The sequence below is a fragment of the Bacillus sp. sid0103 genome, assembly GCF_019219025.1.
The window spans coordinates 106,360-133,333 of the sequence record NZ_JAHUWN010000009.1 but is presented as its reverse complement, the minus strand read 5'-3'; the positions used below and the strand labels follow the sequence as shown (position 1 = coordinate 133,333).

21 protein-coding genes, 1 tRNA gene and 1 other annotated feature are annotated in these 26,974 nt (G+C 40.7%); of the genes, 20 read left to right on the top strand and 2 right to left on the bottom strand.

What is annotated here, in order from left to right; all coding sequences use genetic code 11:
• Positions 1-2: 2 nt before the first annotated feature.
• The 10 genes from rph (at position 3) to yihA (ending at position 12,128) form a co-directional block, all read left to right on the top strand.
• Positions 3-764, top strand: a complete 762-nt coding sequence (gene rph, locus KW850_RS12215; protein ID WP_218347923.1) for a ribonuclease PH — start codon at positions 3-5, stop codon at positions 762-764.
• 12 nt (positions 765-776) lie between these two features.
• Positions 777-1,388 (top strand): XTP/dITP diphosphatase, encoded by a 612-nt coding sequence (locus tag KW850_RS12210; RefSeq protein WP_218347850.1) that lies wholly within the window; start codon positions 777-779, stop codon positions 1,386-1,388.
• Positions 1,385-1,900, top strand: coding sequence for a metallophosphoesterase family protein (locus KW850_RS12205; RefSeq protein ID WP_218347849.1), 516 nt, complete (start codon positions 1,385-1,387; stop codon positions 1,898-1,900). The genes KW850_RS12210 and KW850_RS12205 overlap by 4 nt, the downstream gene beginning before the upstream one ends.
• Before the next feature lie 110 nt (positions 1,901-2,010).
• A tRNA-Arg gene (locus KW850_RS12200) sits at positions 2,011-2,084 on the top strand.
• 613 nt (positions 2,085-2,697) lie between these two features.
• Positions 2,698-3,726, top strand: a complete 1,029-nt coding sequence (locus KW850_RS12195) for a tetratricopeptide repeat protein (protein ID WP_218347848.1) — start codon at positions 2,698-2,700, stop codon at positions 3,724-3,726.
• Between the two features lie 169 nt (positions 3,727-3,895).
• A complete protein-coding gene (gene tig / locus KW850_RS12190) occupies positions 3,896-5,173 on the top strand; it encodes a trigger factor (RefSeq protein WP_218347847.1) in 1,278 nt (425 codons plus the stop codon).
• A gap of 445 nt (positions 5,174-5,618) precedes the next feature.
• Positions 5,619-6,878, top strand: a complete 1,260-nt coding sequence (clpX, locus tag KW850_RS12185; protein WP_218347846.1) for an ATP-dependent protease ATP-binding subunit ClpX — start codon at positions 5,619-5,621, stop codon at positions 6,876-6,878.
• Between the two features lie 264 nt (positions 6,879-7,142).
• Positions 7,143-8,810, top strand: a complete 1,668-nt coding sequence (gene lonB / locus KW850_RS12180) for an ATP-dependent protease LonB (RefSeq protein ID WP_218347845.1) — start codon at positions 7,143-7,145, stop codon at positions 8,808-8,810.
• A gap of 412 nt (positions 8,811-9,222) precedes the next feature.
• The gene (gene lon, locus KW850_RS12175; protein WP_218347844.1) at positions 9,223-11,550 is read left to right on the top strand and encodes an endopeptidase La; all 2,328 of its coding nucleotides are present in this window, start codon (positions 9,223-9,225) and stop codon (positions 11,548-11,550) included.
• Positions 11,547-12,128, top strand: a complete 582-nt coding sequence (gene yihA / locus KW850_RS12170) for a ribosome biogenesis GTP-binding protein YihA/YsxC (protein WP_218347843.1) — start codon at positions 11,547-11,549, stop codon at positions 12,126-12,128. Before lon ends, yihA begins: the two co-directional genes overlap by 4 nt.
• A gap of 29 nt (positions 12,129-12,157) precedes the next feature.
• Here the strand turns inward: yihA and KW850_RS12165 are convergent, their stop codons facing one another.
• Positions 12,158-12,646: a LiaF transmembrane domain-containing protein gene (locus KW850_RS12165; protein WP_218347842.1), complete on the bottom strand. Its 489-nt coding sequence runs from the start codon at positions 12,644-12,646 to the stop codon at positions 12,158-12,160.
• Between the two features lie 277 nt (positions 12,647-12,923).
• On the opposite strand from KW850_RS12165, the gene hemA reads away from it, so the two are divergent.
• The 8 genes from hemA (at position 12,924) to ysxE (ending at position 21,952) form a co-directional block, all read left to right on the top strand.
• Complete coding sequence (gene hemA / locus KW850_RS12160) at positions 12,924-14,267, top strand: glutamyl-tRNA reductase (RefSeq protein ID WP_218347841.1); 1,344 nt, start codon at positions 12,924-12,926, stop codon at positions 14,265-14,267.
• Between the two features lie 12 nt (positions 14,268-14,279).
• On the top strand, positions 14,280-15,113 hold the full coding sequence (locus KW850_RS12155; protein ID WP_218347840.1) for a cytochrome C assembly family protein: 834 nt from the start codon (positions 14,280-14,282) through the stop codon (positions 15,111-15,113).
• 24 nt (positions 15,114-15,137) lie between these two features.
• The gene (gene hemC, locus KW850_RS12150) at positions 15,138-16,073 is read left to right on the top strand and encodes a hydroxymethylbilane synthase (protein WP_218347839.1); all 936 of its coding nucleotides are present in this window, start codon (positions 15,138-15,140) and stop codon (positions 16,071-16,073) included.
• On the top strand, positions 16,070-16,852 hold the full coding sequence (locus tag KW850_RS12145) for a uroporphyrinogen-III synthase (protein ID WP_218347838.1): 783 nt from the start codon (positions 16,070-16,072) through the stop codon (positions 16,850-16,852). Before hemC ends, KW850_RS12145 begins: the two co-directional genes overlap by 4 nt.
• Before the next feature lie 3 nt (positions 16,853-16,855).
• Positions 16,856-17,836, top strand: coding sequence for a porphobilinogen synthase (gene hemB, locus KW850_RS12140; RefSeq protein WP_218347837.1), 981 nt, complete (start codon positions 16,856-16,858; stop codon positions 17,834-17,836).
• 19 nt (positions 17,837-17,855) lie between these two features.
• A complete protein-coding gene (gene hemL, locus KW850_RS12135; RefSeq protein ID WP_218347836.1) occupies positions 17,856-19,142 on the top strand; it encodes a glutamate-1-semialdehyde 2,1-aminomutase in 1,287 nt (428 codons plus the stop codon).
• Between the two features lie 343 nt (positions 19,143-19,485).
• Entirely contained in the window at positions 19,486-20,814 is a 1,329-nt protein-coding gene (gene spoVID / locus KW850_RS12130; protein ID WP_308128791.1) for a stage VI sporulation protein D, read from the top strand.
• A 103-nt stretch (positions 20,815-20,917) separates the two neighbouring features.
• Entirely contained in the window at positions 20,918-21,952 is a 1,035-nt protein-coding gene (gene ysxE, locus KW850_RS12125) for a spore coat protein YsxE (protein WP_218347834.1), read from the top strand.
• 18 nt (positions 21,953-21,970) lie between these two features.
• On the opposite strand, the gene KW850_RS12120 is transcribed toward ysxE, so the two are convergent.
• Positions 21,971-22,162: a hypothetical protein gene (locus KW850_RS12120; protein WP_218347833.1), complete on the bottom strand. Its 192-nt coding sequence runs from the start codon at positions 22,160-22,162 to the stop codon at positions 21,971-21,973.
• A gap of 151 nt (positions 22,163-22,313) precedes the next feature.
• Positions 22,314-22,551, top strand: a binding site (T-box leader).
• Positions 22,552-22,753: 202 nt separating this feature from the next.
• On the opposite strand from KW850_RS12120, the gene KW850_RS12115 reads away from it, so the two are divergent.
• Both KW850_RS12115 and KW850_RS12110 read left to right on the top strand, forming a co-directional pair.
• Positions 22,754-25,396: a valine--tRNA ligase gene (locus tag KW850_RS12115; protein WP_218347832.1), complete on the top strand. Its 2,643-nt coding sequence runs from the start codon at positions 22,754-22,756 to the stop codon at positions 25,394-25,396.
• 233 nt (positions 25,397-25,629) lie between these two features.
• Positions 25,630-26,952, top strand: coding sequence for a bifunctional folylpolyglutamate synthase/dihydrofolate synthase (locus KW850_RS12110; RefSeq protein WP_218347831.1), 1,323 nt, complete (start codon positions 25,630-25,632; stop codon positions 26,950-26,952).
• Positions 26,953-26,974: the final 22 nt, after the last annotated feature.

Here is a 26,974-nt window from a genome sequence, read left to right as displayed (position 1 = left end):
TGGTGCGTGTTGATGGAAGAGAGCCGTTACAACTAAGACCCATACATATTGAACCGAATTATTTAATGCATCCGGAAGGTTCTGTCCTAATTTCTGTAGGAAATACGAAAGTAATTTGTGCAGCTAGTATTGAAGACAGAGTGCCTCACTTTATGAGAGGAGAAGGAAAAGGCTGGATTACTGCCGAGTATTCCATGCTCCCACGAGCAACAGAAACAAGAAACATTCGCGAATCTTCTAAAGGGAAGGTTTCCGGTCGAACGATGGAAATTCAACGACTAATCGGCCGCGCTCTAAGAGCTATCGTCGATTTAGCGGCACTTGGTGAAAAAACCGTTTGGATTGATTGTGATGTCATCCAGGCCGATGGCGGGACCCGAACAGCTTCCATTACAGGAGCATTTGTGGCGATGGCCCTTGCATTAAATGGCTATGCCGAGAAAAAGTCTTTTGCCAAGTTTCCAATTACGGATTATTTAGCAGCAACCAGTGTTGGGATCTTACAAAATAACCAAACAGTCCTTGATTTAAACTATGCGGAAGATTCTAAGGCACAAGTTGATATGAACGTAGTTATGACCGGTAATGGCGAATTTGTTGAACTACAGGGTACGGGAGAAGAGTCAACCTTCTCTTTTGAACAACTACAAGGACTGCTTAGTGCTGCTCAAGAAGGTTTGATGGAACTATTCGAACACCAAAAAGCAGTACTGGGTGAAGAGATAACCAAAAAGATTGAAGATAGAAGGAAGAAATTAAAATAAGAGGCGATCGAAATGAAAGAAGTTATTATTGCGACTAAAAATCCTGGCAAGGCGATGGAATTTGAGCACATCTTTTCGTCAAGAGGCATCACCGTTCGTACCTTGCTTGATTTTCCAGAGATTCCTGAGGTCGAGGAAACAGGAAATACTTTTGAAGAAAATGCGACATTGAAGGCCGAGGCTGTCTCTAAAGCGCTGGGGAAAATGGTAATTGGCGACGACTCAGGCTTAATTGTGGATGCCCTAGAAGGCAGACCGGGGATTTATTCAGCACGGTATGCAGGTGAACCAAAAAATGACCAGAACAATACAGATAAGGTACTGTCTGAATTAGAAGGGATTCCTGAGGGGAAACGTTCGGCAAGATTTTACTGTGCCTTAGCAGTCGCCGTTCCTGGTCAAGAAACGATAACGGTGTCAGGCACCTGTGAAGGTCGTATTCTTGAAGAGAGACGGGGTACCAATGGGTTTGGGTATGATCCGGTCTTTTATGTGCCTGAGAAAGGCTTAGCGATGGCTGAGCTTTCTGCGGAAGAAAAAAATAATATCAGCCACCGTGCGAATGCGTTAAAAAAGCTAGATGCAGTCTTGGATTCTATTGTAGAAAGAGCGGACCAGAAATGAGTAAGGTGTTAATTGTTAGTGATAGCCATGGATTAACGAAGGAACTAAGTGTGTTAAGAGAGAGACACTTGGATGAAGTCGATTTAATGATTCATTGCGGTGATTCGGAATTGACCCCTGATAATCCAGTGATTTCCGGATATCTAACGGTAATGGGGAATTGTGATTTTGGCGGCGGATATCCATTAGAGACGATTTCTGAAGTGGGGGGCCGAAAGTTCTTTATTACTCACGGTCACCGTTATTCAGTTAAAACCACCTTGATGAATTTAAAATACAAGGCACAGGAAGTAAAAGCAAATATCGTCTGTTTTGGACACTCCCATGTCCTCGGTGCAGAAGTAATTGATGGAATCTTATTTTTAAATCCAGGCAGCATCCGTCTGCCAAGAGAGCGCTTTGAAAAAACTTATATAATCCTTGATTTGCTGGATGAAAAAATAAAGATGTCCGTTTATGATATAAGCGGAAAGGAACTTTCGGAGCTTGCCCGGGAGTTTGTCCTGTCATAAATAATGGGGAGATTTTCTCTCCCTTTATTTTTTTGAAAAAAATATTAGAAAGTCTGTTGACTTTTTGATATTACGGTAATATAATAAATATTGTCTTAAACAACTTATATGTCCCAGTAGCTCAGCTGGATAGAGCAACGCCCTTCTAAGGCGTGGGTCGGGAGTTCGAATCTCTCCTGGGACGCTATACTACATACTAGAGAAAAAAACTCACTTTTATAAGTGAGTTTTTTTCTGTTTATAAACAACAATCTGTCATTCAAAGGGGCTGTATGTGACCGAAATGGCGATGGATTCAAGTTTACGGTAACTTAAAGAGGTTCTATGTGACCGAAATGGCGATGGATTCAAGTTTACGGTAACTTAAAGAGGTTCTATGTGACCGAAATGGCGATGGATTCAAGTTTACGGTAACTTAATAGGGTTCTATGTGACCGAAAAGGTGTGCGAGCTAAGTTTACGGTAACTTAAAGAGGTTCTATGTGACCGTAATGGCAATGGATCCAAGTTTACGGTAACTTAAAGTGACGCAATAGGATTGGAACTAAGTTTAAAGTAGATAAACAGTTTTCCCTCTCTATTTCGAAACCATCACCATTGATGTTGTTTTTTTTGCCGTGTATTTATGTTACACTATTTTCCAAATAACTTTGAAAAATGCCTAACTTCAGCGCCTAGCCCCTCGAGACGCTTCGGACTTGCCAATGAAGTCAAAAAGCGACTTCACTGCCGGGCCCGGTAGCGGAGGTCAGGGCTGTCCAAGGCGCTTGCGCTTTTCTAATTAAGGACGGTTTTTTATGAAAAAAAGGAAACCTGTAAAAAAAATAGATAATATAGTCTTTTTTCCCGGCCTTGAAAAAAGATTAACCGACAAAGGTCTCGAAAACCTTGAAAAGAAAAAATTTAAAGAAGCCATTACCTTTTTGGAAGAAGCAAGAGAGTATGACCCTGACAATGACGAAATATTAATCGGGCTGGTTCTTGCTTATTTTGAAGCTTCATCTTTTCTAAAAGCGAAAGAGCTTGCTAAGGAAATGCTCCATAAGGGGATCGGTGACTACCTCCAAATGGTCGACCTCTATTTGACAGTCCTAATTCAACTACATGAATATCAGGAAATCGTATCGACCGTTGAAGCCCTGTTAGATGAAAAAGAGATTCCGCCTGACAAGTATGATCATTTCATAACGATTCTTCAATTTAGCAGGCGAATGGCAGAGAATCGTCAACTTCAAAGGGATGAAATCGAACCGGAGGAAACACCGCCGCTCCAAGAGTTAAATCTATTTGCCAATGAAAATCTAAATGAACAATTGCTCCTAGTTTCAAGTCTAGCAGAGAAAAATATTCGTCCCTATCTCGCTGAAATTGCAGATTATTTAGAAGCGGAAGCAGGCCATCCATTTTTAAAAACAATCCTTTTAACCCTTTTAAAAGAGCAGGAAATTGATAGTGAACTATCTATCAAGAAATTTGGAATGGAAATGAAAGTTATTCCAACACAACTTCCAGAGGTTAGAGAAGCACCAAGAATGAAAGAGGTAAAGGCTCAAGTAGAGTCTCGACTGGAAAGTAATAACCCTGGTCTTTTTGAGAATACCAGCGGAATGGTAGAGCGTAATTTTTTTATGAGCTATCCGTTTGAATTAGAGCCGCAAAGCACTCATGCTTGGGCCGCAGCCTTTCACCATTTGGCACAAGATTATCTGGGGATGAATACGAGGATCGATCTTCTTTCAAGCGAATATGGTGCATCCGTGACGGAAATAGAAGAAGCAATGGCCAAAATTGAACAAATTGAGAAAATTTCTTATCCTAATATATAGGCTGGGCTGTTGAAAGAAAACAATCCTATGTTATAATGTAGTGGTTGCATTGTGTAAAAAACTATATTTTACATTTAAAAGAAGGAAATTTGCTTGTTGGACAGGTGATTTCCGAACTACTCAAATTCGTTAAGAATGATATGAGAATAGATTGTTGGAGGGAAAACGTATGTCAGCAAAATGGGAAAAATTAGAAGGAAACCGTGGGGTTCTTACTGTTGAAGTAAGTGCGGACAAAGTAACTGAAGGTTTAAACGCGGCATTCCAAAAAGTTGTTAAGCAAGTAAATGTTCCAGGCTTCCGTAAAGGGAAAATGCCTCGTGGAATGTTTGAAAAACGTTTTGGTGTAGAATCTCTATATCAAGATGCATTAGATATTCTTCTTCCAGAAGCATATGGCAATGCGATTGATGAAACAGGCATCGAGCCAATCGACCGTCCTGATATCGACATTGAACAAATGGAAAAAGGTAAAGACCTTATCTTTAAAGCAACTGTACAAGTTAAGCCTGAAGTTAAATTAGGCGAGTACAAAGGCTTAGAAGTAGAAGAATTCGATACAACTGTAACAGATGAAGATGTTGCTAACGAACTTAAAACTCTTCAAGAGCGCCAAGCTGAGCTTGTTATCAAAGAAGAAGGCACAGTGGAAAACGGTGATACAGCTGTTCTCGATTTCGAAGGATTCGTTGATGGCGTTGCATTCGAAGGTGGAAAAGCTGAAAACCATTCACTTGAAATTGGATCTGGATCATTCATCCCAGGTTTTGAAGAGCAATTAGTAGGACTAGCTGCTGGTGAATCTAAAGACGTTGAAGTAACATTCCCTGAAGAATACCATGCTGCTGAACTAGCTGGTAAGCCTGCAGTATTCAAAGTAACACTTCATGAAATCAAAGGTAAAGAACTTCCTGCATTAGATGACGAGTTTGCAAAAGATGTAGATGATGAAGTTGAAACATTAGATGCTCTTAAAGAGAAAATCAAAACTCGTTTAGAAAACAGCAAAAAACACGAAGCTGAGCATCATTTACGTGATACAGTTGTTGAAAAAGCTGCTGAAAATACAGAAGTGGAAATTCCAGAAGTTATGGTTACGAACGAAGTAAACCGTATGCTTCAAGAATTCGAACAACGCTTACAAATGCAAGGTATGAATCTTGAACTATACTTCCAGTTCTCAGGTCAAGATGAAAATGCGTTACGTGAGCAAATGAAGGAAGAAGCTTTAAACCGCGTACGTGTGAACTTAACACTAGAAGCGATTGCGAAGGCTGAAAACCTTGAAGTAACGGACGAAGATGTTAATGCTGAACTTGAAAACATGGCTGGTATGTACAACATGACAGTTGATAGCATTAAACAAGCGCTAGGCGGACTTGAAGGTATCCAAGGTGACCTTAAACTTAAAAAAGCAGTAGACTTTCTTATTGAAAACAAGAAGTAATTAAAAACGCGGTAGCGCCCGTTTAGCGAAGCTCACTAGTTGCAGAGCTAGACATTTAACATAAATAATGCAAGGCACGATAAAAATCGTGCCTTGTTTTATACATTTTTACAATTACATATTATAATAAGAAGCAGGAACATTTTTTACAATGGGCAGGAAATCATCTATGACAAAGCGAATAAATATAAAATAATTTCCAGACAGCTTTGAGATTTATTTTTATCATAATGGTTAAAATTAATGAATACATAAGTCATTTCAATTGAACTACACAAACAAAATGAAACCCTATTTACCAAAAGCTTTTCATTTCCAGTCCATTGGCTTTATGTGTTACAATGCAAAATACATACTATTCAGTAATTAGAGAGAAAAATGACATTGTTTGTGTAATTCACTGCTTCTCGTAGGATACTAACACGTTTTTAAGGGGTGAAAGGATTTGTTTAAATTTAATGATGAAAAAGGACAATTAAAATGTTCCTTCTGTGGTAAAACACAGGACCAAGTTCGTAAACTCGTTGCCGGACCAGGAGTTTACATATGTGACGAATGTATTGAACTTTGTACAGAAATCGTTGAGGAAGAACTTGGAACAGAAGAAGAAGTAGAATTTAAAGACGTACCAAAGCCGAAAGAAATTTGTGAAATTCTTGACGAGTATGTTATCGGTCAAGATCAGGCCAAAAAATCACTATCTGTAGCAGTATACAATCACTATAAGCGTATTAATTCCAACAGCAAAATAGATGATGTTGAACTTGCAAAGAGTAACATCTGTATGATTGGACCTACAGGAAGTGGTAAAACATTACTAGCCCAAACATTGGCTCGTATTTTGAATGTACCATTTGCTATCGCGGATGCTACTTCACTTACCGAAGCAGGGTATGTTGGGGAAGATGTTGAGAACATTTTATTAAAACTAATCCAATCTGCTGATTACGATGTAGAAAAGGCGGAAAAAGGGATTATTTATATTGATGAGATTGATAAAATCGCTCGTAAATCCGAAAATCCTTCCATTACCAGGGATGTTTCTGGTGAAGGCGTGCAGCAAGCCTTATTAAAAATTCTTGAAGGTACGGTTGCAAGTGTTCCGCCTCAAGGTGGAAGAAAACACCCGCACCAAGAATTTATCCAAATCGATACTACGAATATTCTCTTTATCTGTGGTGGAGCATTTGATGGAATTGAACCAATTATTAAGCGACGTTTAGGCCAAAAAGTGATTGGTTTTGGTTCTGATGTTAAGCAGCAAGAAGTAGCTCAGAAAGAACTTCTTTCTAAAGTATTACCGGAAGATTTACTTCGCTTTGGATTAATTCCAGAATTTATCGGACGTCTTCCAGTAATTGCGAGCCTTGAGCAGTTAGATGAAGCGGCATTGATTGAAATTTTAACAAAGCCGAAAAATGCGCTTGTGAAACAATATCAAAAAATGCTTGAAATCGACGACGTTGAGCTTCAATTTGAAGAGGGTGCTTTGACGGAGATTGCTAAAAGGGCAATTGAACGCAAAACAGGAGCCCGTGGATTACGGTCCATCATTGAAGGAATAATGCTTGATGTCATGTTTGATCTACCATCCCGTGATGACATCACCAAGTGTGTTATTACCCAAGAAACGGTCGTTAACAATGGTGTTCCTACACTCTTATTAGAAGATGGAACAGTCGTTGCAGAAGAAAAATCTGCATAATAATACTGAAGACCTGGCTTTGTGCTGGGTCTTTTTCTGTATTTTCGTAAGTAATGGGCGAATTTCTATGATCAATGGGCGAATTTCTCGATTTAATGGGCGAATCTCCAGATTAATGAGCGAATTTTCCGATTCATTGAGCGAATCTGCTTTTCCTCGTCACTCAAAACAGTTTCTCACAATATAATGGTTTATTCCATCCCACTGCAGGAAATACTTATTAATATATATTTAGTAAAAAGTTGAAGTGCAGGAGGGAAATGTATGAGTTGGACGGGGATTGCCTTATTTATACAGCTATTTTTCGGGATCATTATTGGGCTGTATTTTTGGAATTTGCTTAGGAATCAGCGTACACAAAAAGTGTCCATTGATCGGGAATCCCGGAAGGAAATGGAACAACTTCGTAAGATGAGATCTATTTCACTTTCAGAACCATTAGCTGAAAAAGTGCGGCCTTCAAGCTTTCAAGACATTGTCGGCCAAGAAGACGGAATCAAATCATTAAAAGCAGCGCTATGTGGACCGAATCCCCAGCATGTGATCATTTATGGTCCGCCTGGAATTGGAAAAACAGCAGCTGCCCGCCTTGTGTTAGAAGAAGCGAAAAAAAATCGTAAATCACCTTTTAAACCTGAATCCGTTTTTATCGAACTGGATGCAACAACGGCACGATTTGATGAAAGAGGGATTGCTGACCCGTTAATTGGTTCAGTGCATGACCCGATTTACCAAGGAGCAGGTGCAATGGGGCAAGCAGGAATTCCACAGCCAAAGCAGGGAGCAGTGACTAACGCTCATGGCGGAGTTCTTTTTATCGATGAAATTGGAGAATTGCATCCGATTCAAATGAATAAACTCTTAAAGGTATTAGAGGATCGGAAGGTATTCCTCGAAAGTGCGTATTATCATGAGGAAAATAACCAGATCCCGACCCATATCCATGATATTTTTAAAAATGGCCTTCCAGCCGATTTCCGTCTAATTGGGGCTACAACAAGAACACCAAGCGAAATCCCCCCTGCGATTCGGTCGCGCTGTATGGAGGTTTTCTTTCGAGACTTAACACAGGAAGAAATCGTCGAAATTGCCAATAAGGCTGCTAAAAAAGTAAACCTTCAGATCAACGAAACAGGAGTAAATACACTTTCAAATTATGCAAGGAATGGCCGCGAAACGGTGAATTTGATTCAAATTGCTGCAGGTCTCGCCATCACGGAAGATCGTAATTATATCAAGGATGAAGATATTGAGTGGGTCATCCATGCCAGCCAAATGTCACCAAGAATGGAGCGAAAGATCAATGATTTCTCCCATGTGGGACTTGTTAATGGATTGGCGGTTTATGGGCCGAACTCAGGTGCATTGCTTGAAATAGAAGTAACCGTCATCCCGGCAAAAGATAAAGGGACAATCAATATTACAGGAATTGTTGATGAAGAAAGTATTGGCGGACAAGGCAAATCGATTCGCCGGAAGAGTATGGCGCGCGGTTCAATCGAAAATGTTATTACCGTTTTACGCTCAATGGGAGTCCCAGCAAACGACTTTGATATCCATGTGAATTTCCCGGGCGGTGTACCAATCGACGGTCCATCGGCAGGAATTGCAATGGCAACAGGGATTTACTCCGCTATTTATAAAATTCCAATCGACAACACCGTCGCCATGACAGGTGAAATAAGTATCCATGGAAATGTGAAACCGATTGGCGGGGTATATCCAAAGGTAAAAGCTGCAAAAAAGGCCGGCGCAAAAACAGTGATCATACCAGAGGAAAACATGCAAACCATTTTAAATGAGATAGAGGGAATCAATATTGTTCCAGTTTCCCATCTACATGAAGTATTTGATATTGCCCTTGTCAATGAACATCAAAAAATGGATGCAATCCCTGCATCGATTGAGTTATCAAAAAAAGAGAGTATTTAATAAAGGCACTTTTCGTAAACTTTTTTGCTTTTGAAGCTTTATAAGGATCATTTACTAAGTTTCTAGGCCAATTTTCGCGAATGTTCTTACGAAAAGATGCTACAAAGCAACTAGTTATACGGGTTGATGAACTTATGCGAAAAACAACAATCAATGCGAAAATAGCTTTAATAAAAAACTTCGGTTTGTGGTACAATTGGCAAACCGAAGTTTTTTTGCATAATTTATCAAAGAATTCTAACCTTTATAAGGAAAGAATTCGGAATGATTGGGGAAAATAAACGTATGCTGAAAAGAGAAATTACCTACTCTCTCTAAAAATAGACACCTAAAAATAAATAGGATAGAATTGTACAAAGACCATTCTGATTTTGCAGTTAAAAAAATTGTTTGCATTTGGAGGTGCAGTAATTTGACGAAAACGAACGAATTGATCGTCCCCCTCCTGCCGCTTCGAGGATTGCTCGTCTATCCGACTATGGTCCTTCATTTAGATGTTGGACGTGAAAGATCAGTACAAGCACTTGAAAAAGCAATGGTAGATGACCATTTAATCTTCTTAAGCACTCAGAAAGAAGTATCGATTGATGATCCTTCTGAAGAGGATTTATACACGATAGGCACTTTAACAAAAGTGAAACAAATGCTTAAACTGCCAAACGGCACGATAAGAGTATTGGTAGAAGGATTAAATCGCGGGGAAATAATTTCATTTCATGATGAGGAAGACTACTATGCGGTTACAGTCATTACCCATGATGACGCAGAGACGAAAGATGTCGAAGACCAAGCGCTAATGAGAACCATGCTTGACTATTTTGAACAATACATAAAATTATCGAAGAAGATTTCAGCAGAAACGTATGCTTCTGTTGCAGATATTGAAGAGCCAGGCAGGATGGCTGATATCATTTCCTCGCATTTACCAATCAAGTTGAAGGAAAAGCAGGAAATCCTGGAAACGACTGATAGTAAAGAAAGAATAAATAAAGTCATTGATATCATTCATAACGAAAAAGAAGTCTTAAACCTAGAAAAGAAGATTGGTCAGCGTGTCAAACGTTCAATGGAACGGACACAAAAAGAGTATTATTTGCGTGAGCAAATGAAGGCGATACAAAAGGAACTAGGCGATAAAGAAGGTAAAACGGGTGAAATAGCAGACCTGACGAAAAAAATTGAGCAAGCAGGCATGCCTGAACATGTGCTTAAAGCGGCGCAAAAAGAACTAGACCGATATGAAAAGGTACCGGCAAGTTCAGCAGAAAGTGCCGTGATTCGAAACTACATTGATTGGCTCATTTCCCTCCCGTGGTCGAACAAAACGGAGGATGACATTGACATTATCCGCGCAGAAAAAATCTTAAATCAGGATCATTATGGTCTTGAAAAAGTAAAGGAACGTGTCCTCGAATATTTAGCTGTCCAAAAGCTGACCAATTCGTTAAAAGGGCCAATTCTTTGTCTAGCAGGACCTCCAGGGGTTGGTAAAACAAGTCTTGCCCGCTCAATAGCGACATCCCTCAATCGTAATTTTGTTCGTGTCTCTCTTGGTGGGGTTCGTGATGAGTCCGAAATTCGCGGTCATCGGAGAACGTATGTAGGTGCTATGCCGGGTCGAATCATCCAAGGAATGAAAAAAGCAGGAACCATTAATCCTGTCTTTTTACTCGACGAAATTGATAAAATGTCCAGTGATTTCCGCGGTGATCCATCCAGCGCCATGCTTGAAGTCCTAGACCCTGAACAAAACAGTAATTTTAGCGACCATTATATAGAAGAAACCTATGACCTCTCCAAGGTTATGTTTATCGCAACGGCCAACAATCTATCCACCATTCCTGGACCGCTATTGGACAGAATGGAAATCATCACGATCGCTGGCTACACCGAACTTGAAAAAGTCCACATTTGCAGGGAGCATCTACTTCCCAAACAAATTACAGAAAATGGTCTTTCAAAGGGAATTCTTCAAGTCCGCGATGATGCCATTTTAAAAGTGGTTCGTTACTACACCCGTGAGGCAGGCGTTCGAAGTTTAGAACGTCAAATGGCGACCCTTTGCCGGAAGACAGCAAAAATTATTGTTTCCGGTGAGAAGAAGCGCGTCATTATTACTGAAAAGAATATCGAAGAGTTTTTAGGGAAACCAAGATTCCACTATGGTATGGCCGAGTCCGAAGACCAGGTCGGAGTAGCAACTGGGTTAGCCTATACAACAGTGGGGGGAGACACTCTCCAGATTGAAGTTTCGTTAGCTCCAGGTAAAGGGAAGTTAGTATTAACCGGAAAGCTTGGCGACGTCATGAAGGAATCGGCCCATGCAGCGTTTAGTTATATCCGTTCCAAGGCGGAAGAGCTAGGAATTGATGTAAACTTCCATGAAAAATATGATATCCATATTCATGTTCCAGAAGGTGCTGTTCCAAAGGACGGTCCATCTGCAGGGATTACAATGGCAACGGCATTGGTGTCTGCGTTGTCCGGGAAACCAATTCGCCGCGAAGTCGGCATGACTGGAGAGATTACGTTAAGAGGAAGGGTCTTGCCGATTGGCGGTCTGAAGGAAAAGACACTTAGTGCGCACCGCGCCGGCTTAACTAAGATTATTCTTCCAAAAGATAATGAAAAGGATATTGATGATATCCCTGAAAGTGTAAGGAATGATCTTGATTTTGTCCTTGTTTCTCATGTGGATGAAGTCTTGAGACATGCCCTTTTGGAAGGTGAAGTGAGATGAAGGTAGTAAGTTCAGAAATTGTCATCAGTGCCGTAAAGCCAGATCAATACCCAGAAACCGATTTTCCTGAATTTGCCCTCGCCGGACGCTCTAATGTCGGTAAATCTTCGTTTATCAATAAAATGCTAAATCGAAAAGGTCTGGCAAGAATATCCTCCAAGCCTGGAAAAACGCAAACGCTAAATTTCTATTTGATAAACGAAATGATGCATTTTGTGGATGTTCCTGGTTATGGATACGCGAAGGTTTCTAAATCGGAGCGTGCAGCATGGGGGAAAATGATCGAAACTTATTTTACATCACGGGAGCAACTAAGAGCTGCTGTGCAAATCGTTGATCTTAGACATCCACCATCAAAGGATGATGTGATGATGTATGAATTCTTAAAGCATTATGATATCCCTTGCATCATCATTGCAACCAAGGCCGATAAAATCCCCAAAGGGAAATGGCAAAAGCATTTAAAAATTGTCCGCGAAACAATGGATGTTGATAAAAAAGACCAAATGATTCTTTTCTCATCCGAAACAGGTTTAGGAAAAGATGATGCGTGGTCCGCTCTACAGAGCTTTATGTAAAAAATAACGCCTGGCGCATATGCCAGGCGTTATTTTTTTTTCTTAAGCAGAAAATAAATTCCAACCACAATAAGGAGTGCAGGCCAAAACTTCCAAACAAAACTCATTCCGTTTTGCAGGACATCAAAATATGCAGTAATTTTATCATAAAATAAGAGAAGAACAGCTAAAATAAGAAAGAGGAATGCTTGAAATAAACCAGAATTCGTCTTTTGAAAGCGGAGAAAAAATCCTATCGAAATAATTAATATTAACATTCCAATCGTGTTGCTAGGCCAAAAGGACACTTTGCCGACCAGATGAAAATGGAGTCCAAATCCAGCCATAATGACCCCTGGAAGAATTGCCTCAAAGTCATGAGCAGAGTACCCCTGTCCTAAAAAAGCAATTCCGACAATAATCAGCAGAGTCGGCCATGTGAAAAATTGTTGGAAAATAGTAATACCGGTTTGCTGCAACAAAAAATAAGCACCAAAACCTATTAGAATAATCCCAGGAAAAATTCGTTGATTCTTCATTAAAAACACCACACTTCCAGTAAGGTTCACTTGAATCTCGTCCGTTTTTTTGATAATGTACATAAGGAAGTATTTTACGAAAACATTTATGATTATTAAGAAATACTAAAGAAAACTTTGCTAATCTGTCCCTATAGGGAATGGTAATCTGCACTTTTCTTTAATATAGTAACATATAGTTTCGTTTTCTGTTCACATTTTTCGAGCAAAAGTCGAAATTGCACATGATATAATCATACTAGTTAAGTTGTAATATCTATTGGGGGTGTCCTTAGAAATGCATACATTAGTGATCGGTATAAACTATAAAACTGCCCCTGTTGAAATTCGCGAGCGGTTGTCATTTAACGAAGCCGACCTTGCGGGTGCAATAAAAAAGTTAAATACCAAAAAAAGCATCCTAGAAAATATCATTTTATCTACATGTAATCGTACGGAAATTTATGCGGTTGTAGATCAATTACATACAGGCCGCTATTATATTAAAGAATTTCTGTCCGAATGGTTCGGAATAGAACAAAAAGAATTTTCTCCGTTCTTATTTGTTTATGAAGATGATGGGGCGGTTGATCATTTATTTAACGTTACTTGCGGACTTAATTCCATGGTCTTAGGGGAAACACAAATCCTTGGTCAGGTGCGTACTAGCTTCATGTTGGCACAGGAACAAGGCACGACAGGTACCGTATGTAATCACTTGTTTAAACAAGCAATTACCCTTGCCAAACGGGGACATTCAGAAACGGATATTGGTGCAAATGCAGTTTCTATCAGCTATGCAGCAGTGGAGTTGGCGAAGAAGATTTTCGGTTCGCTTGCCAATAAACATGTATTAATTTTTGGTGCTGGAAAAATGGGTGAACTGGCTGCCCAAAACCTCCATGGAAATGGAGTGAAGGAAGTAACCGTAATTAATCGAACTCATGAAAAGGCGATCGACTTAGCGAATCGTTTCAGCGGTAAAGCAAGAACATTGGCTGAATTAGAAAAAGCATTGGTGGAAGCAGATATCTTGATCAGTTCAACCGGTGCGAAGGACTTTGTCATTACAAAAGAGACAATGGCAAAGGTTGAGAAGAAACGCAAAGGCAAGCCATTATTTATGGTGGACATTGCTGTACCGCGTGACTTAGATCCAAGAATTGGCGATCTTGAAAATGTCTTTTTATACGATATTGACGATTTAGAGGGAATTGTGGAGGCCAACCTGCAAGAACGCAAAAAAGCTGCTGAAAAAATCATGCTCATGATCGAAAAAGAAATCGTCGAGTTCAAGCAATGGCTTGGAACGCTTGGTGTGGTTCCTGTCATCTCAGCGCTTCGTGAAAAAGCCCATATCATTCAATCTGAAACGATGGTTAGTTTGGAAAGAAAATTGCCTAATTTATCGGATCGGGATTTAAAAGTATTAAATAAGCACACAAAAAGTATTATCAACCAGCTCTTAAAGGACCCTATTTTACAAGCAAAAGAATTGGCTGCCCGACCTGATGCAAATCAGGCTATGGATTTATTCATGAAAATCTTTAATATAGAAGAGCTTGTTCAAGAACAACATTCGAAAGCAGCCGAAACCAATCCAATACCGGTTACAACACCGCGGGCTTCCTTTCAGTCATAAGGGGTACATTCTATGTTTAATGTCTTTATGACAAGGCTTCACGAATTGACCGTTGTTCTATATGCCTTTAGTGTGTTGTTATATTTTTTCGATTTTCTACACCATAACCGGAAGGCAAACCGTATTGCTTTCTGGTTACTTGCATTTGTATGGGTTTTACAAACAGTTTTCCTCGTAAGTTATATGTATAAAACTGGCAGGTTCCCTGTACTAACGATTTTTGAGGGACTTTATTTTTATGCGTGGATATTAGTTACGTTGTCCATTGTCATCAATCATTTATTACGGGTTGATTTTATCGTTTTTTTCACAAATATCCTTGGCTTTACAGTTATGGCCATTCATACATTCGCCCCGATGCAATATAGTTCACATATCATGGCGAAGCAGCTTGTTTCTGAACTACTGTTGATTCATATTACGATGGCGATACTTTCATATGGGGCATTTTCACTATCATTTGTTTTTTCATCTTTATATCTACTTCAATATGATTTATTAAAAAGGAAAAAATGGGGAACAAGGCTCATTCGACTGGCAGACTTAGATAAACTTGAAAAATCATCTTACATATTGGCCGTTATCGGTGTGCCGATGCTGCTGCTTAGTTTGATTTTAGGACTGCAGTGGGCCTTCCTAAAGGTGCCTGGGATGCCATGGTACGATATGAAAATCATTGGGTCCTTTCTGTTACTAACAGTCTATAGTATCCTTTTATATTTGCATATTATGAAAAATGTATCTGGAAGACAATTAGCTATTTGGAATACAGCTGCATTTTTAATAGTCCTAATTAACTTTTTCTTATTTGGTCGATTATCATCTTTTCATTTATGGTATTCGTAGCGCATAAACTCAGGAGGCACAATCATGAGAAAAATAATTGTAGGTTCAAGACGAAGCAAATTGGCTTTAACACAGACAAATTGGGTGATAGACCAACTCAAAAAGTTGGACCCTCGTTTTGAATTTGAAGTAAAAGAAATCGTGACAAAAGGGGATCAAATTCTAAACGTTACCCTTTCAAAAGTGGGCGGTAAAGGATTATTTGTAAAAGAAATCGAGCAGGCTATGCTTGATAAAGAGATTGATATGGCTGTTCATAGTATGAAAGACATGCCAGCGGTTTTACCTGAGGGCCTGACAATCGGCTGCATCCCATTCCGTGAGGATCACCGTGACGCCCTTATCTCAAGAGGTCATGTAAAGTTAAAAGATTTAAAACCAGGTGCAATTATCGGGACAAGCAGCCTGCGCCGAAGTGCACAGCTATTAGTGGCGCGTCCAGATTTAGAGATTAAATGGATCCGTGGCAATGTGGATACAAGATTAGCAAAATTAGAAACGGAAGAATACGATGCGATCATTCTTGCAGCAGCCGGCCTTTCACGCCTAGGCTGGGCAACGGACGTGGTTACTGAGTTTTTAGATGCAGATCTTTGTATTCCTGCAGTGGGGCAAGGGGCATTATCAATCGAATGCCGTGAAGATGATAAAGAACTTCTAGAACTTTTTGAAAAATTCACCTGCAAGAAAACAGAAAGAGCCGTTCGTGCCGAGCGTGCTTTCCTTCAAAAAATGGAGGGCGGCTGTCAGGTACCGATTGCCGGCTTCGCTTATGCAGCTGAAAATGATGAAATCGTCCTAAATGTTTTAGTTGGTTCACCAGAAGGACATGAAATCATTAAAGAGGAAGTTAGAGGACAAAATCCAGAAGAGCTTGGTGTTCAGGCAGCTGACCTATTAATTCAAAAGGGTGGTAAAGACCTAATTGAAAAGGTGAAACGGGAGCTTGAAGGTCAATGACCCAATCGTTACCTTTGCTTGATAAAACGGTTCTTGTTCCTAGAGGAAAAGATCAAGCAAAATCCTTTTCACAACTGGTTGAAAGGTATGGAGGGATTCCAATCGAAATCCCTCTTATTGCCTTTCGTCCGATTGAAGAAAATCAACTCCTTCACGATGCTTTGATGGCACTTGATACATATGACTGGATTATTTTTACGAGCAATGTCACTGTAGAAACCTTCTTTTCTTTCTTGGATGAGGATAAACTTGGCAGTTCCCTTCCCAAAATCGCTGTGATCGGAAAAAAGACTGCTGAGGTTTTAGAAGAGAGGGGATTCTCGCCTGTGTTTGTTCCGAGTGCCTATGTGGCGGAAACATTTGTGGAAGAAGTTAGCCCATTTATAGATAAAAATGCACGAGTACTGCTTCCGAAAGGAAATCTTGCCCGAGAATATATCGCCCAATCTTTAACTGAACTCGGTGCTCAGGTAGATGAAGTGGTCATTTACGAAACGTACCTGCCGGATGAAAGTCGTGATAAGCTGGCCCGGATGCTCGCGAATCAGCAACTTGATATCCTTACCTTTACGAGCCCTTCAACGGTGGACCATCTGATGGCAGTTGTTAAGGAATATGGTCTTAATGAGCAGGTAAGAAACTGCCTTATCGGCTGTATTGGGCCTGTTACTGAGAAAAAATTACGTGCCTATGGGTTAACCGTCCATGCTTCGCCAAAAGAGTATACGGTTAAAGAAATGATTAATAGTACGATTGCTTATTTAGAGACGGAGGAATAATAAATGGAACTTCAATTTAAACGTCATCGCCGCTTACGTTCAAGTGCAAACATGCGCTCACTTGTCCGAGAAAATCATCTGAAAGCGGAGGACTTCATTTATCCACTATTTATTTATGAAGGTGAAAATATTCGCAATGAAGTTTCATCAATGCCAGGTGTATTCCAAGTATCGATGGATCACTTAGAAGCAGAGATGGATGATATCGTGGCCCATGGTATTAAGTCTGTTTTACTTTTTGGTATTCCAAAAACGAAAGACGCATGTGGTGAGCAAGCCTATCACGACCATGGGATTGTCCAGGTAGCAACTCGCTTTATCAAAGAAAAATTCCCGGAAATTATTGTCGTAGCAGATACATGCCTATGTGAATATACAAGCCACGGTCATTGTGGAGTGGTTGAAGGTGAGAAGATTCTAAATGACCAATCTCTTGAATTGCTTGTAAAAACGGCTGTCGCCCAGGCTGAAGCTGGAGCTGATATTATTGCACCATCTAATATGATGGATGGGTTTGTTGCTGCCATTCGTAGAGGATTAGATGAAGCAGGCTTTACGGAGATTCCGGTCATGTCTTATGCCGTGAAATATGCATCCGCTTTCTACGGCCCATTTCGGGAAGCGGCTGAAGGCGCACCGCAATTTGGCGATCGGAAGACTTATCAAATGGATCCAGCAAACCGTATGGAAGCATTTCGGGAAGCAGAATCCGATGTGGCAGAGGGAGCAGATTTCCTCATCGTCAAGCCAGGAATGCCATACCTTGACATTGTTCGCGATATGAAAAACACTTTTAATTTACCGATTGTTATTTATAATGTAAGCGGAGAATATTCAATGATTAAAGCCGCAGCGCAAAACGGCTGGATTGATGAGAAAAACACCGTGCTTGAAATGTTAATCGGCATGAAACGTGCAGGTGCAGACCTAATCATCACTTATGCTGCAAAAGATGCGGTTCGCTGGTTAAGAGAAGACCAATAATTTGAAAAGAGGGATCGGCATGCGTTCGTATACTAAGTCGATTGAAGCATTTAAAGAAGCCCAAGCCATTATGCCAGGCGGAGTAAATAGTCCGGTACGTGCTTTTAAATCAGTTAATATGGACCCGATTTTTATGGAACGAGGCAAGGGGTCGAAAATCTATGATATTGATGGCAATGAATACATTGACTATGTCCTTTCATGGGGCCCCCTTATCCTTGGGCATACCAATGACCGTGTGGTTGAAGGCTTAAAAAAGGTTGCTGAACTTGGGACAAGTTTCGGTGCACCGACATTAATGGAAAATAAATTAGCTAAGCTTGTGATTGAACGTGTACCATCCATCGAAGTGGTTCGGATGGTATCTTCAGGTACTGAAGCGACAATGAGTGCGCTCCGGTTAGCGAGAGGCTATACAGGCCGTAACAAGATTTTAAAATTTGAAGGCTGTTACCATGGTCATGGGGATTCCCTATTAATTAAGGCCGGTTCAGGTGTGGCAACCCTTGGTTTACCTGACAGCCCTGGTGTGCCTGAAGGGGTCGCCAAAAACACGATTACAGTCCCTTACAATGACCTGGAAAGTATAAAGTTTGCATTTGAACAATATGGTGATGATATTGCTTGTATTATCGTTGAACCTGTTGCTGGAAACATGGGTCTAGTACCACCACTTCCAGGGTTCTTGGAAGGACTTCGTGAGATTACTTCCGATCACGGTGCGTTGTTAGTTTTTGATGAAGTAATGACGGGCTTCCGTGTTGGCTATAACTGTGCACAAGGCTATTTCAATATTACTCCGGACATTACCTGTCTTGGTAAAGTAATCGGTGGCGGGCTGCCAGTTGGAGCATATGGCGGGAAAGCCGAAATCATGAAGCAGATTGCCCCAAGTGGTCCAATATATCAGGCAGGAACTTTGTCTGGTAACCCACTTGCGATGACTGCAGGTTTCGAAACCCTAAGCCAATTAACTCCAGAGCATTACCAGGAATTTATCCGCAAGGGTGATATACTCGAAAAAGGCTTTAAGGCAGCTGCTGAGAAGTATGATGTTCCAATAACATTTAACCGTGCTGGTTCCATGATAGGCTTCTTCTTTACCAATGAAGATGTCATTAATTATGAAGTGGCAAGATCATCTAATTTGGAATTCTTCGCGGCTTATTATCGTGAGATGGCACTTCAAGGCATCTTCTTGCCGCCATCACAATTTGAAGGATTGTTCTTATCCACTGAACACTCAGATGAGGATATCGAAAAAACCATCCGTGCAGCAGAGATTGCATTCTCTAAGCTTAAATAATATCTTTCTAGACACCCACCGGTTTTGGTGGGTGTTTTTTTTTGTATGGTTAGAAACTTAATTAGTTTGGCCAGTCTGTGGACTGGCTTTCGGGCGGCTAAAAAAAAGTGGTTGGCGGAATAATCCTGGGTTTTGGCGGAATGACGATCAATGTTGGCGGAATAAAGTTCAAGTTTGGCGGAATAAATGAGTCAATCGGCGGAATTCCTACTCAACATGGCGGAATCCAACCCTCTAACAAACAAAAAAATCTCCATCCCCAAAAACTACGATTCTTTTCTACTCAAAATTATCATAAATATAGCCCAAGGCTCATAGAGTGTAAGTGACATAGTGATTTTGCGTGAAGGAAACGAAAGGAGGAGTCGCTTTGTCCCAAGAGAACCAATCGTGCCTACGCTTTTCCTTGGAGGAGTCTTTGTGGTTTAGAAAAGGACAGGAAGTCGAGGAGCTTGTTTCCATTTCTTTAGACCCTGACATTACCATTCAGGAAAACGATCAGTACGTAACCATAAGAGGTTCGCTCGAACTCACCGGCGAATATAAAAGTTACGAAACTAACCATGAAAACGAAGATGAAGGTGTAATATCACAAAAGTTTGTGGAGAGGGTCGATACACGCGAGGAAGGAACCTGTGAATTTTCACATCGATTCCCAGTCGACATCACCATCCCTAATAATCGGATTCAAAGTATCTATGACATCGATGTTCTCGTTGAATCGTTTGACTACTCAATTCCTGAACGCAGTTGCCTGAAACTGGCAGCAGAACTAACCATTAGCGGTCTATATGGAACTGAACAGCAGCAACAACCGCAGGAAGAAGTCGAGGAAATTGAGGTTGTTCATCGTACGCAGCCTAATGAAATCGAAGAAGATGTGGAAGAAGTAGAAGTTGAACTGGAAGCCGTTCAGAGCAGTTACAAAGATAGCTTCTTATTTGAAGCAGAGGCTAGAAAGCCGCAAGAAGAAGAGAGCGTAGAAGTTTTACCAAAATTTCCGACCTTCAATTATCAGCCGCAGGAAGAAATAGTAGATGAGGATAATGAACCTGCATGGGAAGTACATGCAGCTAGAAGTGAAGAGAGTCAACCATCATGGGAGTTACAAGAAGCCAGAAACGCAGAGAACCAGCCACCATGGTATCACCAAGAAGTAAATAGTGAAGAGACTCAACCAGCATGGAATTTCCAAGAAGTAAAAAGTGAAGAGAGCCAACCTACATGGGAGTTAGAAGAAGTAAAAAGTGCAGAAAACCAACCTGCTTGGGAGTTCCAAGAAGCAAGGAGTGAGTCTAGCCACCCTGAGCAAGAGACCGCGGAAGAAATAGTTTCTAAGGTGAAGCCAGCCCCAACAGCTCATGTGGAAGGAAGCCAGGTGGAAGAAAGTTCTTCATCATCTGAAGAAGCACCACCAAAGAATGTGAAAAAGAAAAAACCTGCCAAAAAGAAAAGCATGACGTTAACCGAGTTTTTTGCTCGGAAAGATGAAAGTTCTGAGCAAGCCAGAGTTAAGATCTGCATCGTCCAAAAGGGAGATACTGTGGACACCGTGGCCGGTCGATATGATGTATCAGTACAAAACCTCCTTCGCGTCAACAATCTCGAAATTAATCAAGATGTATTCGAAGGCCAAGTATTATATATTCCTAGCAGCCCTGTAAAAAAATAACTGAAAGAGATGAGCGGGTTCTTATGACCTGCTCACCTTCTTTTCATCACAATTTTGTCCCAGGGCGATTACGCTTTTCTTATTGAAAGAGAGTTGAGTTCTCATGAATAACTCCCGTTATACAGATATACTTGCTCCTGTTTTAACAAATTACCTGATCGAGCCTTATTATGTAGAGAATTTTGGCAGTGTTCTAAAAGTGTATTCAAATAAAGGGACCTTTGCATTAAAAAAAATCGACCCCACGACCGGGACCGACTTCATTCGCCATGTTCATCTTCTCTACCAAAGAGGGTTTAACCGCATTGTTCCCATTTACCCTACCATGGATGGCAGGTATGCTGTCCTGCATGAAAATAATCTTTATTACTTAATGCCGTGGATGTCAAACGAACAGAAGGAAGACCGTGAGCACAAAAATCATCAGCTGTTTCGTGAACTTGCACGCCTTCATACGCTATCCGCGAAAGAAATAGAAATGAACAAAGAAGAGCGAACCGAGCACTATGAAAAGACGATTCAACAGCATGAAAAACAACAGGAATTCCTTGATGGCTTCATCGATGAATGTGAAAAAAAGACTTACATGTCGCCATTCGAATTGTTATATTGCCTTTATTACAATGAAATCAGCCAAGCGCTGCGATTCTCAAAAACTAAATTTGAAGAATGGTATGATAAAACGAAAGACAACGAAAAGGCCCGAATGGTCATTACGCACGGGAAATTATCACCCGAGCATTTTTTATATGATGATAAAGGGTATGGCTTTTTTATAAATTTTGAGAATGCTCGTTATGGCTCACCAATCCATGATCTTCTGCCGTATTTATCAAGAGCCTTAAATACCAATCCAAAGCGGAGCGATACAGCCGTAGATTGGGTGTATCATTACTTTAAGTACTTTCCATTCAAAGCCGATGAAAAATTATTATTCTTCAGCTATTTAGCGCTCCCGATTCCCATTATCCAAGTGGCAGAAAGCTATTATCGGAAGCAGCGTCCAAAAAATGAGTTGAAATATGTACGCCAGCTGCAGCACCGCTACTGGCATTTGAAAAATTCCGAGTATGTCGTCATGAGAATGACCGAGATTGATGCGCAGGCAGCAGCAAAAGAAGGAGCCCAGCAGCAGTAATCTTGCTACAAGGGCTCCTTAAACGAAATCAAAATAGAGCGACACGGCAATGGCCACAAAAAGTGTTAATAATAAAATATCAAAGAATGTTGGAATGATCAGTGTTCGAATAAATTGGAAGATCACAAACGGAACAATTAACTGCGCGCAAACTCTCCGACAAGTCCGAAACCAGGGTTGGTATTTAAATTTTTGGAAATTTCTCTTCACCAACAACCCCCCTTTTTATTTTATTTATGTATATTCCACAAGTGCGGAGAATTCTCCAAAAAATAAGCATATAGTATAAAAAATAAAAAAAGTGGTTATCATTATTGACGTCAAACCCTTTTTTTCGGTAGTATAACAGTATAATTTAATTACATAAGCAACGACAGGGAAGAGTACGATGCAAACCTGCTTCAAGAGAGGGAAATCATTAGCTGGAAGATTTCCTAAGCAGAAAGTCGGAAGGTCGCCCACGAGCTTCTTCTGCGAACGGATCTTTAGAATCCTATTAGTTGAAGACGGATTAGATCCGTTATCTATATAAGTGCCAATCAGTTTTTTTTGATTGGAAAAAAGGTGGTACCGCGAAGCAAACTCCATTCGTCCTTTTATGACGATTGGGGTTTTTTTATATGGAAAAGGGGCGGAACGGCGCAAGAACGAATCAGGATATCCAACCTTTGTGGAAAATACATTTTACACACGAATTAAGCGAAGCCTGACTCTGCTCACACCGCCTTTGTTATGTTGGTTGGTGTGCTGCTCATATGATTTCCATTTTCACGATTAGTTGATTACAAGGAGGAATTTTACATGGAAACAAAGGAACTAACAATGCCTACGAAATACGACCCACAAACGATTGAAAAAGGTCGATATGAATGGTGGTTACAAGGTAAGTTTTTCGAAGCAAAAAATGATGAGGGCAAAGAGCCGTATACGGTTGTAATCCCACCTCCAAACGTAACGGGGAAACTTCATTTAGGTCATGCTTGGGATACCACCCTTCAAGACATCGTTACGCGCATGAAGCGGATGCAGGGTTATGACGTTCTTTGGTTACCTGGTATGGATCATGCTGGGATTGCTACCCAAGCGAAGGTTGAAGAAAAACTTCGCAGCGAAGGCAAAAGCCGCTATGACTTAGGCAGAGAAAAATTCGTGGAGGAAACATGGAAGTGGAAGGAAGAATATGCTTCCCATATCCGTCAGCAATGGGCAAAACTAGGCTTAGGCTTAGATTACAGCCGCGAGCGATTCACTCTTGACGAAGGCTTATCCGATGCCGTTAAAGAAGTGTTTGTTACCCTTTATAAAAAAGGCCTCATTTACCGCGGGGAATATATAATTAACTGGGATCCGTCCACTAAAACAGCTCTATCAGACATCGAAGTAATCTATAAAGATGTTCAAGGTGCATTTTATCATATGAGCTATCCGCTTGCTGATGGTTCTGGGCATATTGAGGTAGCTACAACTCGTCCGGAAACAATGCTTGGTGATACTGCGGTTGCCGTTCATCCAGAAGATGACCGTTACAAGCATCTCATTGGTAAAAACGTGATTCTGCCAATCGTTGGCCGCGAAATTCCAATTGTTGCTGATGATTATGTTGATATGGAATTCGGATCTGGAGCGGTTAAAATTACACCAGCCCATGACCCGAACGACTTTGAACTTGGCAATCGTCATAATCTTGAACGAATTCTTGTTATGAACGAAGACGGCTCCATGAATGATAAAGCCGGCAAGTATAAAGGCCAAGACCGATTCGAATGCCGTAAGCAAATCGTGAAAGACTTGCAGGAACAAGGTGTTCTTTTCAAAATTGAAGAGCATCCACATTCCGTAGGCCACTCTGAACGAAGCGGTGCTGTTGTAGAACCTTATCTTTCTACACAGTGGTTTGTTAAAATGCAGCCACTCGCGGATGAAGCAATTGCCCTGCAAACCAAAGAAGAAAAAGCAAACTTTGTCCCAGACCGATTTGAAAAAACGTACTTACGTTGGATGGAAAATATCCGTGACTGGTGTATTTCGAGACAGCTTTGGTGGGGTCACCGTATTCCGGCTTGGTACCACAAACAAACGGGTGAAGTATACGTTGGTCTAGAAGCACCTGCAGATGCTGAGAACTGGGAACAGGATAAAGACGTACTCGATACATGGTTCAGCTCCGCATTATGGCCATTTTCGACGATGGGCTGGCCTGATACAGAAGCATCCGATTTCAAGCGTTACTTCCCAACCGATGTATTAGTAACAGGCTATGATATTATCTTCTTCTGGGTATCCAGAATGATTTTCCAAAGCATCGAGTTTACAGGTGAGCGTCCATTTAAAGATGTTCTCATCCATGGTCTCGTTCGTGATGAGCAAGGACGCAAAATGAGTAAATCACTTGGTAACGGCGTTGATCCAATGGATGTAATCGAAAAATACGGTGCAGATGCCTTAAGATATTTCCTTTCAACAGGAAGTTCACCAGGTCAAGATTTACGCTTTAGCTTTGAAAAGGTCGAGTCGACTTGGAACTTTGCCAATAAAATTTGGAATGCTTCTCGATTTGCATTAATGAATATGGACGGCATGACCTATGATGAAATTGACTTTAGCGGCGAAAAATCGGTTGCCGACAAGTGGATTTTAACACGCCTAAATGAAACAATTGAACATGTGACAAGGCTTTCTGAGCGCTATGAGTTTGGTGAAGTTGGCCGTGCACTATACAACTTCATCTGGGATGACTTCTGTGATTGGTATATTGAGATGGCGAAATTGCCGTTATATGGGGAAGATGAAGCGGCTAAGAAAACCACTCGTTCGATTCTAGCTCATGTATTAGACCAAACGATGCGTTTGTTACACCCATTCATGCCATTTATCACCGAGGAAATTTGGCAAAACCTTCCTCACCAAGGAGAATCCATTACAACAGCAAAGTGGCCTGAAGTAAATCCTGCGCTTTCTGATGATCAAGCAGCACAAGAAATGAAACTGCTCATGGAAATGATTCGTTCCGTACGTAATATTCGTGCTGAAGTTAACACGCCGATGAGCAAGAAAATCAAAATGCTTGTGAAAGCAAAGGATGAAACCGTCCTTAAAGCGATTGAACATAATCGCAGCTATATTGAACGATTCTGTAATCCAGAAGAATTACAAATGGGCATCGAGCTTGATACGCCTGAAAAGGCAATGACGGCCGTCATTACTGGCTTAGAAATCATCCTGCCACTTGAAGGCTTGATCAACATTGACGAAGAAATTGCTCGTCTTGAAAAAGAATTTGACCGCTTAAATAAAGAAGTAGAAAGAGTTCAGAAGAAACTAAGCAATGAAGGTTTCATGAAAAAAGCCCCTGAAAGTGTTGTATCGGAAGAGCGGGCAAAAGAAAATGATTATCTCGAGAAAAGAGCGATTGTTGAAGCGCGAATTAAAGAATTAAGAGGGTAATAATTAGTTTGGCGAGGCGAATTCTCTAAAGGATTCGTCTCGCCTTATTACTAACAAGGTAAAATTGATCAAATCAAGTTTAATCGAAGCGATAATGCTAAATATTACTTTTATAAGCGGTTTTCAGTAATATTCGGCGATTCCGTCTAGTTTATCAGCGGAAATTCCACTTTATCAGCGAATTAAACAATAGTTATTTAAAACTATAAGAAAAAAAAGATGGGGTGTTACGGATGTTTACTACATATAAAGAAGCCCTTGAATGGATTCATGCACGGTTAAGACTGGGGATCAAACCAGGTTTAAAGCGGATGGAATGGATGATGGAAAGACTCAGTCATCCAGAAACAAAAATGAAGACCGTTCATATTGGCGGTACAAATGGGAAAGGTTCCACTGTCACCTTTCTTCGTTCTATTCTTGAAGCAGGCGGGTATACGGTTGGTACTTTTACCTCGCCCTATATTGAACAGTTTAACGAACGAATTAGTGTTAATGGGAAAGCCATCACCGATGCGGAACTGCTCCAGTTAGCAAACATCATTCGACCGTTGGCAGACGAATTAGAAGAAACCGAACTAGGCGGACCAACGGAATTTGAAGTCATTACCGCAATGGCGTTTCACTATTTCGCAGAGATGAACAAGGTTGACATCGTTATTTTTGAAGTCGGTTTAGGCGGTCGATTTGATTCAACGAACATTATTCAACCGTTAGTTTCTATTATTACTAATATTGGATTAGATCACATTAATATCCTTGGTCATACTTATGAAGAAATAGCCTTTGAAAAAGCAGGGATAATAAAAAACAACACCGCACTTTTTACGGCTGTCAAACACCCAGGTGCGTTAAAGGTCATTGAGGAACAGGCTCAAAAGAAAGCGGCGCCGCTTTATCGCCTCGATCATGAATTTTCGATTAGCGGCCATAAAACCTTAGCAAAGGGTGAAGCGTTTAACGTTTTGACGCAAATTCAAGCACTCGACGATCTAGAAATCAGCATGATGGGCCAGCATCAAACGGAGAATGCAGCCCTTGCGGTTATCACGGCCCAATTTTTACATCAAAAGGTCCAGTTTATCCTGAACGAGCAAGCAATTCGAGCAGGATTAAAAAAGGCGTATTGGCCAGGTAGGTTTGAAATGCTGTCTGAAAACCCACTTATTATCATTGATGGTGCCCATAATGAGGAAGGGATTTCAGCGCTCACTCACGAATTAGTAACGAGATATCCAAATCGCAATCTTCACGTCGTGTTTGCGGCATTATCGGATAAAAAACTGGACAAGATGATTGCCAAACTAGATAAAATCGCTTCTCAAATTACTTTTGTCAGCTTTGATTTTCCACGTGCAGCGTCAGCAGAGGATTTACTAAAGATTAGCCAGTCAGCAAATAAACTGGCCGTCGATGACTGGGGTTCGTTTCTTCTAGAGGAGATAAAAACCCTTGAAAACAATAGCGTATTAGTGATAACCGGTTCACTATATTTTATTTCAGAGGTAAAACCATTTTTGGCTCAATATTTGAAAAATAAGATAATTTCTCTATGACAAGTTATTTTTCTAATGGTAA

Excerpts from the sequence above, each read along its gene's own strand:
- KW850_RS12210 (WP_218347850.1), top strand. The coding sequence starts at position 777 with ATGAAAGAAGTTATTATTGCGACTAAAAATCCTGGCAAGGCGATGGAA.
- KW850_RS12205 (WP_218347849.1), top strand. The coding sequence starts at position 1,385 with ATGAGTAAGGTGTTAATTGTTAGTGATAGCCATGGATTAACGAAGGAA.
- KW850_RS12195 (WP_218347848.1), top strand. The coding sequence starts at position 2,698 with ATGAAAAAAAGGAAACCTGTAAAAAAAATAGATAATATAGTCTTTTTT.
- tig (WP_218347847.1), top strand. The coding sequence starts at position 3,896 with ATGTCAGCAAAATGGGAAAAATTAGAAGGAAACCGTGGGGTTCTTACT.
- lonB (WP_218347845.1), top strand. The coding sequence starts at position 7,143 with ATGAGTTGGACGGGGATTGCCTTATTTATACAGCTATTTTTCGGGATC.
- yihA (WP_218347843.1), top strand. The coding sequence starts at position 11,547 with ATGAAGGTAGTAAGTTCAGAAATTGTCATCAGTGCCGTAAAGCCAGAT.
- KW850_RS12165 (WP_218347842.1), bottom strand. The coding sequence starts at position 12,646 with ATGAAGAATCAACGAATTTTTCCTGGGATTATTCTAATAGGTTTTGGT.
- hemA (WP_218347841.1), top strand. The coding sequence starts at position 12,924 with ATGCATACATTAGTGATCGGTATAAACTATAAAACTGCCCCTGTTGAA.
- KW850_RS12155 (WP_218347840.1), top strand. The coding sequence starts at position 14,280 with ATGTTTAATGTCTTTATGACAAGGCTTCACGAATTGACCGTTGTTCTA.
- hemC (WP_218347839.1), top strand. The coding sequence starts at position 15,138 with ATGAGAAAAATAATTGTAGGTTCAAGACGAAGCAAATTGGCTTTAACA.
- KW850_RS12145 (WP_218347838.1), top strand. The coding sequence starts at position 16,070 with ATGACCCAATCGTTACCTTTGCTTGATAAAACGGTTCTTGTTCCTAGA.
- hemB (WP_218347837.1), top strand. The coding sequence starts at position 16,856 with ATGGAACTTCAATTTAAACGTCATCGCCGCTTACGTTCAAGTGCAAAC.
- hemL (WP_218347836.1), top strand. The coding sequence starts at position 17,856 with ATGCGTTCGTATACTAAGTCGATTGAAGCATTTAAAGAAGCCCAAGCC.
- ysxE (WP_218347834.1), top strand. The coding sequence starts at position 20,918 with ATGAATAACTCCCGTTATACAGATATACTTGCTCCTGTTTTAACAAAT.
- KW850_RS12115 (WP_218347832.1), top strand. The coding sequence starts at position 22,754 with ATGGAAACAAAGGAACTAACAATGCCTACGAAATACGACCCACAAACG.
- KW850_RS12110 (WP_218347831.1), top strand. The coding sequence starts at position 25,630 with ATGTTTACTACATATAAAGAAGCCCTTGAATGGATTCATGCACGGTTA.